This window comes from Nostoc sp. (genome assembly GCF_036916575.1).
Classification (GTDB): domain Bacteria; phylum Cyanobacteriota; class Cyanobacteriia; order Cyanobacteriales; family Nostocaceae; genus Nostoc.
Window position 1 is genome coordinate 1 of sequence record NZ_JBALGC010000012.1, and the last position, 14,150, is coordinate 14,150.

General features: G+C 42.9%; 10 protein-coding genes and 2 pseudogenes. 8 read left to right on the top strand and 4 right to left on the bottom strand.

Going from position 1 to position 14,150, the window contains the following annotated elements; all coding sequences use genetic code 11:
* Window positions 1-104: 104 nt before the first annotated feature.
* Window positions 105-671, top strand: a complete 567-nt coding sequence (locus V7L29_RS04360) for a glutathione S-transferase family protein (RefSeq protein ID WP_334734649.1) — start codon at window positions 105-107, stop codon at window positions 669-671.
* A 124-nt stretch (window positions 672-795) separates the two neighbouring features.
* Here the strand turns inward: V7L29_RS04360 and V7L29_RS04365 are convergent, their stop codons facing one another.
* On the bottom strand, window positions 796-1,815 hold the full coding sequence (locus V7L29_RS04365) for a zinc-dependent alcohol dehydrogenase family protein (protein WP_334734650.1): 1,020 nt from the start codon (window positions 1,813-1,815) through the stop codon (window positions 796-798).
* A 367-nt stretch (window positions 1,816-2,182) separates the two neighbouring features.
* Window positions 2,183-4,770: pseudogene (gene nrdJ / locus V7L29_RS35390) on the bottom strand (ribonucleoside-triphosphate reductase, adenosylcobalamin-dependent); the annotation flags it as partial.
* 244 nt (window positions 4,771-5,014) lie between these two features.
* Here nrdJ and V7L29_RS04380 point away from each other — a divergent pair.
* Entirely contained in the window at window positions 5,015-5,329 is a 315-nt protein-coding gene (locus tag V7L29_RS04380; protein ID WP_334734651.1) for a GNAT family N-acetyltransferase, read from the top strand.
* A 276-nt stretch (window positions 5,330-5,605) separates the two neighbouring features.
* On the top strand, window positions 5,606-7,192 hold the full coding sequence (locus tag V7L29_RS04385; RefSeq protein ID WP_334734652.1) for a GMC family oxidoreductase: 1,587 nt from the start codon (window positions 5,606-5,608) through the stop codon (window positions 7,190-7,192).
* 513 nt (window positions 7,193-7,705) lie between these two features.
* Here the strand turns inward: V7L29_RS04385 and V7L29_RS04390 are convergent.
* Together V7L29_RS04390 and V7L29_RS04395 are read right to left on the bottom strand one after the other, a co-directional pair.
* Window positions 7,706-8,602, bottom strand: coding sequence for an iron-siderophore ABC transporter substrate-binding protein (locus V7L29_RS04390; protein WP_334734653.1), 897 nt, complete (start codon window positions 8,600-8,602; stop codon window positions 7,706-7,708).
* 119 nt (window positions 8,603-8,721) lie between these two features.
* Window positions 8,722-11,397, bottom strand: a complete 2,676-nt coding sequence (locus tag V7L29_RS04395; protein WP_334734654.1) for a TonB-dependent siderophore receptor — start codon at window positions 11,395-11,397, stop codon at window positions 8,722-8,724.
* Window positions 11,398-11,903: 506 nt separating this feature from the next.
* On the opposite strand from V7L29_RS04395, the pseudogene V7L29_RS04400 reads away from it, so the two are divergent.
* The 5 genes and pseudogenes from V7L29_RS04400 to V7L29_RS04420 all read left to right on the top strand — a co-directional run bounded on the left by V7L29_RS04400 (window position 11,904) and on the right by V7L29_RS04420 (window position 14,031).
* Window positions 11,904-13,126, top strand: a pseudogene (locus V7L29_RS04400) (ISAzo13 family transposase).
* Window positions 13,127-13,206: 80 nt separating this feature from the next.
* Window positions 13,207-13,431: a transposase gene (locus V7L29_RS04405; protein WP_334694085.1), complete on the top strand. Its 225-nt coding sequence runs from the start codon at window positions 13,207-13,209 to the stop codon at window positions 13,429-13,431.
* Window positions 13,432-13,490: 59 nt separating this feature from the next.
* Complete coding sequence (locus tag V7L29_RS04410; protein ID WP_442944130.1) at window positions 13,491-13,613, top strand: hypothetical protein; 123 nt, start codon at window positions 13,491-13,493, stop codon at window positions 13,611-13,613.
* Window positions 13,604-13,879 carry a hypothetical protein gene (locus tag V7L29_RS04415; RefSeq protein WP_334734655.1) on the top strand — a complete coding sequence of 92 codons (276 nt, stop codon included), beginning with the start codon at window positions 13,604-13,606 and terminating at the stop codon, window positions 13,877-13,879. The genes V7L29_RS04410 and V7L29_RS04415 overlap by 10 nt, the downstream gene beginning before the upstream one ends.
* Window positions 13,867-14,031 (top strand): hypothetical protein, encoded by a 165-nt coding sequence (locus V7L29_RS04420; protein WP_334694083.1) that lies wholly within the window; start codon window positions 13,867-13,869, stop codon window positions 14,029-14,031. Before V7L29_RS04415 ends, V7L29_RS04420 begins: the two co-directional genes overlap by 13 nt.
* Window positions 14,032-14,150 lie beyond the last annotated feature (119 nt).

A 14,150-nucleotide genomic window follows, 5' to 3' on the forward strand; every position in this document is an offset into this window, starting at 1 on the left:
TAGTGTCTCATATGTTACTTAATATTGAGCGGTTGTTACCTCTTGCACGTAGTTGTGGTTTTGACATCCATATTTCCAGGTGCAAGATATGAGTTGAGATTGATTTGCACAATAAGCCTGAAGGGTTTACCAAAGTATCCCCCTATGGTAAAGTTCCTGCACTAACTCATGGTAATCAGCCAGTTTGGGAGTCAGCAGTAATTAACGAGTATCTCGATGAGGTATTTCCCAATCCACCACTGTTACCCAGCAGTCCGATTGCAAAGGCACAGGCTCGCATCTGGATTGATTTTGCTAACACCAGGTTCGTTCCCGCTTTTTCTACCCTGCTGCGGAGTTCAGATCCCCAAAAACAAGAAGAAGTTAAACAGGAACTATACAAACACCTGGAATTCATCGAAAACGAAGGTTTGGCAAAGCTATCTGGGGAAGGCCCCTACTGGTTTGGTGAATCCATCAGTTTGGTCGATTTCACCTATTTCCCCTGGTTTGAGCGCTGGGCTGCACTAAAACAGTATCGCGGCTTTGGAATACCAGAGGAATTTACCCGTGTACGCCAGTGGAAACGTGCTTTGAAAGAGCGTGAATCTGTGAAGGCGATCGCTCACTCTAAGGAATTTTACATCGAGCGATATGCTAAAGTCGCTGCGCCTACTCTCGCTGCTGTTTAAATAACTTTCTTTATCCTCTCGTTCCTTGGTTGCTGCCAAGGAATGGGTTTCTGGAGGCTCCGCTTCTTTAGACTTGAGGTAGCAGCCCACATGAATGCATTCCCATGCAGAGCATGGGAACGAGTTAATTAGAAATTAGGTTGATAACTACTTTACCGAAGTGAGCCGCACTTTTGAGATAATGATAAGCTTCTCGTGCTTCAGTGAATGGAAAAACTCGATCAATAATCGGTTTGATTTGATGCTGTTGCATCGCCTGATTCATTGCCTCAAACATTTCCCGACTGCCAACTTCAATTCCCTGAACTGTTAAATTCTTAAAAAGTATTGGACTGGGGTCAATTTGATTTCCTCTACCTGATAATACGCCAATCAAACTAATACGTCCCCCAATGCGGACTGCTTGTAGTGATTTTGGCAAAGTGCCTGCACCGCCTACTTCTACTACATGATCTACACCTATGCGATTAGTCAATTGGTAAACTTGCTTTTCCCAATCTGGTGTTGTTTTATAGTTAATTGTCTCGTCAGCACCAAGTTGTCTAGCTCGTGCCAATTTATGATCACTGCTGGAAGTAATAATCGCTCTAGCACCATGTATCTTAGCAAACTGGAGAGCAAAAATCGAAACTCCCCCAGTACCGAGTAATAAAACACTATCACCTGCGCGAATATTGCCTTCTGTCACCAGTGCTTGCCAAGCGGTGACACCTGCACAGGGCAAAGTCGCCCCTTCAATGTAAGATAGATAGTCTGGTAATATCACCAAATTATTTTGGTGTAATACGACATACTCAGTCAGCATTCCATCGTTACCACTTCCGAGAGCGGATTTCATTTTCTCTCTGGTGAAAGAGCCATAAATCCAGTTTTGGAAGAAAGTACCCGCGACGCGATCGCCTATTTTCACGCGTGTAACACCTTCCCCCACTGTCACGACTTCCCCCACACCGTCACACACGGGAATTACCGGATATTTCTGTTTAGCATCGTAAGCTCCTTCGGCAATAAGTAGATCACGGTAATTTAGGGATGTTGCTTTGACTTGAATCAGAACTTGTCCCGCAGTTGGTTTTGGTTCAGGGCGATCAACTAATGCGAGGGCATCAATCCCGGCATTGCTTTGAATTTCGTAAGCTTTCATTGGCGGACTCCTTTTGCTAAAGATCATAGTGTAGAGAAATTTTGTGCTGCTTTTCTCCACCCAAATAATTACCAAAGAGAGGAAACTGACTTTTCACGGTAAGTCCTCAAACCATGAAACAGCGTGGCTTTTTCCACAGCCTAATTCTCAATAGTTATAAGTTAATGAAAATAGCTAATGTAAAAATCAGGGCTTGAGAAACCTTCAAAATGACCTTTTCCACATGCCGTGAAAAGTCAGAGAGAGGAAAAGGGTAAAGGAAAAATTTGAGTTGATATAAAAAGCAGTGGTTATATATCATATAAAACCACCGCTTTTTATTGGAATAGATAAATAGTACCTACCCTAAGTTGATAGTCATTTCGCCTTATGAGCTTGGTTGTTCATCGGGAAACATACACTTATCAGAGTCACAACCACTAGGGCCAGCCTCTGACATTTCGCCTAAATCGTAGCGGCTTAAGACTGCACAGAAATCATCTGTTTTGCGTCGTGCTTTCACCTCTTGATTCAAGCGATCATAGGTTGATTTATCTATTGGTTCAAATGGCAAACGTGGGAATGATTGCAGGTCGTCAAAACGGGCTAAAAGGGCTGCTGAAATATATCCTTCATCATTCTGGATAGCTTCATAAATCTGCTGTGCCAAAGGTTCGATTTCATCAGAGCGAAGTTCCAAAGTAGCTGATGTATTGTGAGTCACATACCAACGTTGAACCTGGAGGACAAAATCAAATTGGGCCAAGACCGAAAACTTAGAAACATCAATTTCATCAGCTGCTGGTAAATCAGCCCAAGGTACAGAAACAGGGATTTCTACTAACCACTCACTCACCCTTTGATCAAAGGGATCATTGAGCAAATTGCCTTGTTCATCTTTGTCTGATTGAGAGGGAATGACGTTGTAACCGTAGTCAATACAAGCTAAGGCTACTGGGTCATTTTTGGCGAAGGTGATGCGGCGAATAAATCTTTGCGCTTTCGGGGGATGCCATCCTGAACTAGCATTAGTTAATAAAGCCTTAGTACCACTGGGTTGAACTGTGGTACAGCGATTTGGACGTTTGAGATTGTGGCGATCGCAGTAATCCCAAACAACCCGATGTACAATATCTTTCCAGGAAGTTAGATATTTTTCTTCCTCACGCTTGAAAGCTAATCCTTGTGCAGTAGCTGGTCTTCCTTCTGCCCACCAGCGCAGCCAATCAACACCAAAAGCATGGACAAAGAAATCAAATAAACCTGTAAAAGAAACTCCCACAATCGGGTCTAATTCACGGCTGTATTGATAGCGTGGTTCCAGAAATTTGTGATTTAAAAGTGCTGCTACAGATAGCGCTCCAGCAGTGAAAGCCTCTTCTTGTTCTTTGTAGTTATATGGGTCAATTTGATTAAGGTGAACCTCAGACAAATTACAGTGGAAGTTACTGCCGATGATTTCCAAATTTGTTACCCTAGAGGCTTTTTATCCCCTAGTTCTACTGCTTGATTATTTGCAGTAGTTCCGCGTACATTTTGCAGATGTGACTTCAGATAATAAAAGTGCTTTTCACACATGCCCCCGCACTCTTGGAGAGATTATATTCTAGACACCAATTTCGGTGTAATATAGTTTCACTCTCTACGCTGTACGGTGTCAAAGACTTTTTGGTTCCTTTGATTACCACGGGATTAGCATCTCAGCTTTCCCCGTTTTTGCGAGGTTTTTAACGTGAGGCAAAATCAATTACCACACGGATTTAGCCCATAGCGAGCTAAACGATGTTCTAGCTCATTAGCATCAAGATTTGGATAACGTTCTTTTAACCACTGTTGTGCTGTTTCTTGTTCATAAGCTTGCAAAAAATTAACTTTCAGAGCCTGTGTTGACAGTAAATCAATGTTTGATCGCGCTACGGCTTCACCAGCCCATTGAATCGCTCCCTCACCGCTATAATATTGTTTGCGGACAGCATTAAGACATTCTTCTAAGGTTGGCTTGCGGTGAAAAACTCTGGTATGATTTGCCATCCTGAGTGCATCACGCTCTGGATCAATTCGCCAATTGCCACTTTCATCCTGCTGCCATAAGTTATCTTTAGCATCGGCGAACAAACTATCTTCGCTAGAACCCTGTCTCATGCCAGCTGAACGCCTAATGTTGCCGGCAACAATTGTGACAGCAGCTTGATCAATTAATAGACAACATTCAACTGAATTTAGTTGTCGTCCTAAAGCTTTATTGAGAATAGATGCACAACCCTGATAAAGTCCAGGCAATTTTACAGGATTAGCAACTCCTCCAAAGCCGTTAAGTGTTTCTCCTGCTTTGCGGACATCGCTGATATCAACTAATACTTCAACTTCTGTTGAAAATTGTTCATCAGTGGAGAGTTCCAACAGGGTTTGATATGATTCAACCCAACCTTCACGGCTATCTCCAACGTGAATAGTGACATTATTGCCTTCTATATGAGTTTCAGTATATTCACGCCGCTGTTGCACAGGAGTGCTGCCAATTTCACCTTGTACAGTGACATTGAGTTGATTACGGATGGGGGGTAACTGGTTAATAAATTGTGGTTCTAAGACGGCTCCAGTGCCACAGCCCATCATTGCCAAATCCATCATTAATCCGAAGGCACTCCAGTCTTCGAGATTGGTAGAGGTGCAATTATAAGCGCCGGAAAAGTTCTTTGGCTTGCTTATCCAGTCTGTACCACCAACCCATAGCCAGCGCCCACTGGGCATAGCTTTCAAGTTACGCTGCATCTGATCCAGGATGGCTGCTTCTTCTTGAGTTAGCTTTCCCAGCTTGATTAAGCCGAGTAGAGTGCGATCGCACACCTCATCCCATGTTTCCCTTAGTCCCGCCTTTGTCCGGCGGCTATAGGTTCTAAAAAATACGGGATTAGCAGCCGGTGCAGTTTCGGGAAACCTTGCACTCTGGCGTGTTCTTTCGAGATTCTGAACCATATATCAAGTGTCTTGCGTGCGGACAGATTATGACTATACGCCAAGTAGTTTTAGGATTAAAGATTGTCAAATTGTCCACTTTACGCTAGCTCTACGCCAGACTATTTGCAACAGGAATTTATGATGTATAATGTCCCTCACCCTTGGTAGAATCTCAATATTGAGTTTTAATTAGCACTAATTAACTTATAAGTAAATTCTCTTGATACCGATTCTTATTTAATTACTTAGCGAGGTATAAACTTTGCTTAAAATTATCCAGGTAGAGACTGACGAACATAAATCTCATATACAGAAACTGTTTTGGGAATATTTTAACGAGACTAAGTTGATATTCAGCCATCGGTTCGGCATCAATTTAGATGTTGATACATTCTTTGAGCAATATATGACTCAACTTCACGAATTTATACCCCCTTCAGGACGCTTGCTTTTGGGACAATCTGAGGCACAAATAGCCAGCTGCGCTTGCTTACGAAAAATTGGTGAAGAAGTTGGCGAAATTAAAAGGATGTATGTAAGACCAGAATTTCGCTCAAAAGGAATCGGTCTTTATTAAAAGCTATCATCAATGAAGCTGTTTACATTGGTTACTCAAGGATACGTTTAGACAGTGCCCCTTTTGCAAAGGAAGCACAGGCACTTTATCGGATATTTGGCTTTCAAGATATCGAGCCGTATTTGGAAAAAACAGAGATTCCTCTAGAACATCGAGCAAACTGGGTTTTTATGGAATTGGTTTTAAAATGACGCGAGATTCCTAACATCGTCACTCTCCCGTTCATTGCTAGCATTACCATTTCTTAAAGTAGTTGAATTTACAAGCGAGGATGTCATGACTCAATATGACTATATTGTGATTGGTGCAGGTTCGGCAGGCTGCGTTGTCGCCAACCGGATGACAGAAGACAGTAAAACAACTGTGTTATTACTCGAAGCTGGCAATCCAGATACTAAACCTGAGATTCAAATTCCGTTGGAATCCCCCAACTTACCTCGCTCGGAACTGGACTGGAAATATTTCTCCCAACCAGAACCGTACCTGAATAACCGCAAAATCTTTTGTCCCCGTGGCAAAGTCTTAGGTGGCAGCAGTTCGATTAATTCCATGATTTATATCCGGGGGAATCATCACGATTATGACCACTGGCAGTCATTGGGGAATCCTGGTTGGAGTTACCAAGATGTATTGCCCTATTTCAAGAAATCTGAGAACCAGCAACGCGGTGCCGACGCATACCACGGAGTTGATGGGGAGTTGAGCGTCACCGATATTCAACCCCCTACTGTGGCATCCCAACGATTTGTAGAAGCAGCCGTAGCAATTGGATATAACCATAATCCTGATTTTAATGGAATACAGCAAGAAGGTGCGGGAATTTATCAGTTGACGGTCAAGGATGGTAAACGTCACAGTGCTGCTGCTGCATTCTTGATGCCAATTCTCAAGCGTCCCAATTTGACAATAACAACAAAAGCGTTAGTGACTCGGTTATTGTTTGAGGGAACCCGCACCATTGGGGTGGAATATATGCACGAAGGAAGGCTGCACCAAGCCAGGGTTAACAAAGAAGTGATTTTAAGTGCTGGTGCATTCGATTCGCCCAAGCTGCTGATGCTTTCCGGCATTGGTGATGCAGAACAACTGCAAGCAATGGCGATTCCTGTCGTCGTTGATTTGCCAGGTGTCGGTCAAAATCTCCAAGACCACTCTCTCGTCCCTGTGGCACACCAGATAATTACCAATCCTGTGGCAGACGAGGTAATTGCTGGGTTAGACCCGGCAATTAGCAGTAATGGTAACGCTGAAGCCGGATTATTTTTGCATACCGAAGGTAATCTGGATGCCACGCCAGATTTACAGTTTTTCTTCGGTCCCATTCTGTGGATATCTCCTGGCAAAACTCTCTCTGGTTTGGGATTCACTGTTACAGTCAGTTTGACTCATCCCCAAAACATTGGCAGTGTCAGTTTGCTCTCGCCTGACCCCAAAGACCCACCAATTATTCGGATCAACTTTCTGCAAAGTCAATCTGATGTGCAAAAGCTAGTTGCTGGGATTAAAATAATGCGTAAATTATTTCATACAAGTGCCTTTGATCAGTTTCGAGGTGAGGAAATCAGTCCCGGTGCTGAGGTGATTAGCGATGAATCACTTGAAGCTTACATCCGGGAATTTTGCGTTACGGGGTATCATCCTGTTGGCACCTGCAAAATGGGAACTGACCCAATGGCAGTTGTCGATCCCGAACTCCGAGTACGCGGTGTTACGGGGTTGCGGGTTGTTGATGCATCGATCATGCCAACTCTGGTCGGGGGCAATACGAACGCGCCCACGATTATGATCGGTGAAAAAGGAGCCGATTTAATTAAAGCCGCTCTTAGCGTTTCATCGCAGGTAGCTTCAGCAATGGCAAACTAACTCGCTGGCGCGATCGCCTGGAAATAACATAAGACTGTATTAACTACAGCTTCACCATTCATAACCACAACTGAAGCTGTATTAACACAGCTTCAACATTTATAACCACAACCGAAGCTGTATTAACTACAGCTTCAACATTCATAACCACAACTGAAGCTGTATTAACTACCGCTTCAAGTTTACTTATAACATCATGAGTATCTATAAATAATGCTTAAGCTGTATTAACTACAGCTTAAATTTTACTTATAACATCATTAGCATTTGTAACTACAGCTTAAGTTGTATTAACTACAGCTTTCACTTTACTTATAAAAAGTTGAGTGTTCCAAATGTATTGTCTTAAAACTGGTAAGCCGATACAACGAAGTAGGGGGTATGTGCTCGTGCGATCGCTTTCAAGCAAAATAGCGATTGCAGTTACAGAAATTTTCAGTTGAGTAGACTGCAATAACCACGCCTAATCTTCAACCCCTGTAATTCAGCTACGCTGCTATTTTATCCTTATCTTTAAAATTGCGAGTTCAGTAGGTACTTAAAGAGGTCGTTGATCGCTCGATTAGCTGATATTGAACCAGATCCTTTCCAATAAAAACCCACCTGATGAACCCGGTGAAGCTGGACAACTTTTAACTTAGACCACAAGGGAAATGGCTGGAATTGCTTGATTGCTGGGTTTAAATCTTGATCGCCTACCGAATCTTCAGTGACGAGAAATAGGATATTCCCATCAATCTCACACAGCAGTTCATTTGATAAAGGATAAACAATAGCGCGTCCTCCCAAACGGATGCTTGTCTGGGGATCGAGCAATTGATTTGGTGGAATTTTTATACCAGCATCGAGGAGGATAGTTCCCGCAAAACTAGCCTTTTCTGCAAGTATAAGCTCCGTTGAGCGCAATTCGGCTACCGATAATACAACCGTGCTTAACAGATGCTGACCCATAGATGCTCTCAAGTGTGCTAAACGTGCATAGTAGTCAGCCATTAACTGTTGCTCCTCTTTAGTCTTGCCTAAGGCACGGGCAGTAAAAGCTAAGAACTCCTTCCACGGTGCAACTGGGTTGAAAGTAGCCAAAACTGTAGGTGCAATGTGGGACAACAATGGGTAAATATCCTCATGGGAGCTAAAGCCTAGAATTAAGTCTGGCTTGAGTTGTAAAAGCTTCTCCAAATTGGGAGATGGCCAGTCCACCAACTCAATGCCTCTAAGCTTGCCCACCAATCGCTGCAAGTCAGAGACAGCATCCTTTGGGGCAGCAATCGGCTTGACTCCCAAGGCAAAAGCAGGTTCTAATAAAGAGCCAAGCAAAACCACTACCCGTTGTGGATGGGCAGGAACTATCGTTTCACCCATAAAGTGTTTGACCACGCGGACATCTACTTTGGGTTGTGAAAAAGTCAAGGAATAACTATTACTGTGTAGGTGTGTCTGGTAACTGCAAGCGTATAGCAATAGACAGCAGAATAAAGCAATAAAATATAGCCGCATCTGGCGGCTGCTCCACGTAAACACCATAGTTCTCAAAAGTGCCACCCCAGCGTAAAGGTTACGGTAAATGGGTTGCCATAAAACACTGTATTTCTGCTCAAAGCTGTGTCAAAATAGGTGATGTCAAACAGATTTTGGAAGTTGAGCGCTGCATCGAGTTGTTCGCGACGATAGAAAAGGGCTGCATCGGTGCGTACATAACTGGGCAACTTAAAAGAATTAGCTAAATCCCCTTGGCGATCGCCTACATAAAACAAACCCAACCCAGCGCCTAACCCTTTGAGGTTACCTTTGGGAATGATGTAAGTCGTCCAGAGGCTAGCTTGATTTTGCGGCGCGAGGTTGATGAGGTTGCCTACGGGGGTGGAATTATCCTTGGTGACGCGGGGATCAGTATAAGCATAGGATGCAATCACATTCAAGCCTGGTAAGATTTCACCCGTGACAAACAACTCTACACCCCGACTCCTTTCCTCTCCAGTGGGAATAGAAAACCTCGTGTTGTTTGGGTCAGTAGTGAGGTTGTTGGTGAGGGTAAGATCGTACAGAGCGAAGTTGGCTGAGAGTTTATCATCAAGCAAATCAGCCTTGACACCCACTTCGTATTGCGTCCCCCGCTGCGGTTGAAATGGATTATTATTAGCACTTAGACCAGTTTGGGGAACGAAGGAACGGCTATAGCTTGCATAGAGCGATATTGGTTTGATAGGCTGATAGACTAAGCCTGCACGGGGGCTAAACGCTTGGCTTAAAAACGAAGTTGAGGTAGAAGTGGGAATTTGGCTAAAACTCGTATTCCCTGCCCAGTCATAGCGAGCGCCCAAAACCAGTTTGAGATTAGAGAATAGCTCGATCGCATCTTGAGCATACACACCCAGGTCATCAAGTCTATTTCCACCCTGAAAGTTGCCAATGGAACTGCCGAGTGGCTTCCCATAAACAGGATTGAAAATATCAATTGCGGGAGTAGAGGGAAGACTATAAGCATCCTGAATATTAATCCAAGCATATTCCGACCCCATAATGAGTTGATGTTCAAGGCTTCCGGTTTTAAAGCGCCCCGTGACTTGAGTATAAAGATCGTATGAGTTCTGAATAAAAGGTCCACGGAAAGCTAATGTAAATCGCTCAAGGGTGCGGTTATCTGGTTCTAGCCTGGTTGGTAACAAATCAGGATTGTCAGTTGTTCTAGTAAGGATTGCCTGAAAGGCATTCTCCACTGACCAGTTGTCACTGAAGCGATGCTCCAGTTTGTAGGAAAGACGAGTATATGCAGTATCTTGAGGATCTTCTATCCCTGGTTCTCCCAAAAATCGACTTGGAGGGAGTTTGCCATTAGGGTTGGGCAGCACAGTTCCTACAGCAGGCAGCCCGCGCCAATCTAAGTTTCGATTGAAATCCTCATAGCTGGAATTCAATGTCAACTTTGTATTCTTGTTAATATCCCACGAGAGTGCGCCGGCGATCTGATAGCGCTGCTGATGGTAAAAATCTACAAAGCTATCAGAAGACAGGTAGGAACCGTTAAAACGATACAAGACCGTTTTATCTGAGGTCACTGGACCACCGATATCAAACGAAGGTTGTATTGAGTTGAAACTGCCAACAGAAAAAGAAGCAGCATAGTAAGGTTCTTTTAGGGGCTGCTTTGTGATTACATTGATTATGCCGCCCAGTCCCGCTTGTCCATAAAGCACAGAGGCTGGACCTCTAAGAACCTGGATTTGCTCCACATTGCTAATATTAATGGCTTGTTCAGATCCACCAAAGTAATTCCTGAGACCGTCGGTTAAGATATTATTAGAAGAATCAAAGCCCCGAATCAGGAATCTATCTTGCAAGCTTGAAGGAAACCCGCCTTGTGATACGCCAGCATTCTTTAGCGCATCTCCAATGTATTGGTTATGCTGGTCCTTGATCACCTGTTGGGGGATGACATTAATTACCTGTGGAACGTCCCGTGTTGGTGTATTCGTTCTTGTGCCAATACTCGCGTCGGGAACGTTATAGCCTGTTTCTGGAGGAGCAGTTACTTCTAGTTCAATTGATGGTTGCTGTGACTCAGTTGGTGGTATTTTCTGTGGCGGCGTTGGCTGCTGCCCAGTAATTGCAGTAGGAGTTACGCTAAACACCAAACCCTCAGTCTGACTATCAAACAATTTCACTACTGGTACTGCTGTTTCTCCAGTCACTGTTAACCGCAGCGTATTGCCATCCACAGGTGCAAGTATTACCGATGCAATACCGATTGCTGGTTTTCGGGAGCGGAAACTTTCACCACTCGCCAATTGCAACCTAGCATTCTTGATATCTGCAACGTAAGAATTACCTTCAGTTTTAAGAGAGATAGACAATTTAACAGAATTAGGCGTAACTAAAATTACCTCTATTCCTTTATTTGTAGTATTTACTTTCACATCTGTCACCAACACTACAGGAGTTACTGCTTGGCTAAGTTCTGGGACATAGTTCTGATTGCTGGGTGTCTTCAGTAAATATGCGGCACTGGTGAAAGCAGACTGCATATCACTCAGGTTTAAAATCTCGTGACTAAGTTCAACTTGATTAACTGCTGTCTGTGGGAGTAATGGTTGTTTGTCAGTTACATTTGCCGTTTCCTTACCCAGAACAGGAAGAATAGACGTTACCATTGAGGCAGTTAATAAAAGACACTGCCAAAACAAGATAGATAGTTTTTTCAAAGCCACTATTACCCCTCACAATTCGCTATTTGCTCTCAAGTCACCACACCACAAAATATGCCAAGGATATGGGCGATCGCAGAATCAATCATCCTTTGTCTTTTAGCATTCATGTTTCTAAAACAATACCAACTCTTGGTAACAAATACCAACATTTTTGGTGATAAAATTTTGACAAATAGGACTGCGTTGAAATCAAGCAATTGAAGCAAACCAAAGGTAAAGTTTTAGTAGCCAGGATTATCCCGTTGCTCTGCCGATGCCTAAAAAGCGTCTATGTCTACATGAATAATCTTTCATCACTTGCTTGCTATTGAAGCATTTCTAAGCTGTACTGGCTGTTTTTTATCCATATATAGGAATCATAGGGACTTCCAGAAAATAAACTATTCCCTTAACAATAATGATAATTATTTTAAAGGGGATGAAGGGGCTGCCGTCGGCAGCCCCTTCATCCCCTTTTGTAGTAATTTGAATAATGATTGAGTTTTTGAGTGTGGTAACTGGTGGCTATAGTATTAACTGATTCTCTCAAAAAGTTGTTAATTCAAACTGCGTCTCAATTAAAAGGTGCAGCAAAGCGCAAATTTATGGCACAGACAGTTCAGGGCTTAGGTTTAGGAGGGCAAAGGCTTGCACAATCAGAATTAGGATGGAATCGAGACACGATTCGGAATGTTCAAGAGAATTAAAAAGCGGTATTACTTGTGTTGATAACATGAGTGGCAAAGGGCGTTATAAAGCAGAATCACACCTGCCAAATCTTTTAGAAGATATAAAAGATTTAGTTGACTTCTATAGTCAAACTGATCCGAGCTTTAAAAGTCAAAGACTATATACTAGACTCAGTGCAGCCGAAGTCAGAAAGCAATTAATCGAAAAGTATGGTTACAGCGATGAAAAGTTACATACATTCCTATTCAATTCGAGTCAAATTAAATAATTTAGGTTACAAGCTCAGAAGGGTAAAGAAAGTTCAACCCCAAAAAAAATCCCACAAACTGATGCAATCTTTGAGCAATTAGACATAATAAATCAAGATGCAGATGAAGATAAGAGTGTTTTACGTCTAAGTATGGACGGAAAAGCCCGCGTTAATATCGGCTCATTTGACCGAGGAGGTAAAAGCCGCGATGGGGCGAAAGCTGATGACCATGATTATAATCCAAAAACAACTGTAACTCCTTATGGGATATTCCTTCCAGAGCTTGATGAGGTATTTTTGGACTTCACAAAATCGAAAGTTAAAAGTGATTTTATCGTTGATGTTTTAGAAGATTTTTGGATGAGTGAAAAGCATCGTTTTTCTCAAGTTAAAACACTACTTCTCAATCAAGATAATGGGCCGCAGAACAGTTCACGGCGTACCCAATTTATGAAACGTATAGTAGAGTTTGCCTGTCAACACCAAGTAAATATACATTTAGCCTACTATCCTCCATACCACAGTAAATATAATCCCATTGAACGGACTTGGGCAGTATTAGAAAATCATTGGAATGGCAGTATTTTAGATGAAATAGAAACAGCTCTAAATTTTGCTGCCACGATGACATGGAAAGGAAAACATCCGGTAGTTAAACTGGTACATGAAACTTATGAAACGGGGGTAAAGCTTACCAAAAAAGCTATGTCTCAAATTGAGAAACAGATTGAGCGATTAACCAATTCTACCCATGAAGTTTTTTCCAATTTAGGTAATTGGTTTGTTGATATCTGTTATGAGAAAATATAGTGACTTATTTATAAGGGTAGCATTTATCAATCTATAGAACCCATTTGGGATCTTGGAAGAACGGGTAAAATGAGAAATAAATGCCGTACTCCAGCAGCTTAACCGACAAAGAGTGGGCAATCATTGAACCACTATTGCCGCAGAAAAAGCAAACCAGACCACCAAAGTGGACAAAGCGACAAATCTTAGATGGTATCTTCTATCAACTCAAGAATGGGTGTAACTGGTGTGATTTACCCTGCATATTTACCGCCCTACTCAACGGTGTTTTGGCATCTCCTTACAGTGGCGAGAAGCGGGAGTAATAGAGCAGATGATGACGACGTTGCATGGGAAGTGCGCGCAGACGCAAAAAAAAACCAAAATGGACAACCCTACTGATCATCGACTTCGGTTGCAGTCAAGAATACCTGCAATGCGGGCGTGGAGTCCAAAGGGTTCTGTCATTACAAGTGTACCAATGGCATCAAACGGCACTTGGCAGTAGATACTCTCGGTCTACCATTCTTCACCCACTGCACTAGAGCCAGTGTGAGTGATGACCTTGGCTTGATTGAACTATTGAGCCAGAACTTGGATTACTTTCGTGCCAAGCCTATGAATATTCCAAAGATTACGATTCTGCACGGGCGACGGCTACCATCCAGAGAAGATCACAGCCGCCCTGCAAACACTTTATCCTCAGATTATGACCAAGCTCAGATTCCAACTGGCACCCAAACCCACGAAAGCAGAAAAAGATGCCCTTGGTAAAACGGGGTTTGTCCCGGTTGCAACTCGTTGGGGGAAGAGAACGTTCAAATGCTTGGATGGAACGATGTAAGAGTTTGGTCAAGAACTTTGAGCGAACATTGCCTCATGCGACAATCATCGCTCAATCTATGTTTTATCAGACTCATGCTTAAGCGGTTAGCTCAGGCATAGATATCAAATCTGACTTTTCCCGTTAAGTCTTGAAATGCTTACTGGTAAAGGATTCAAGAAACAGCGCAGCATATACGGTACAGTAATTAAAATTCGGTGC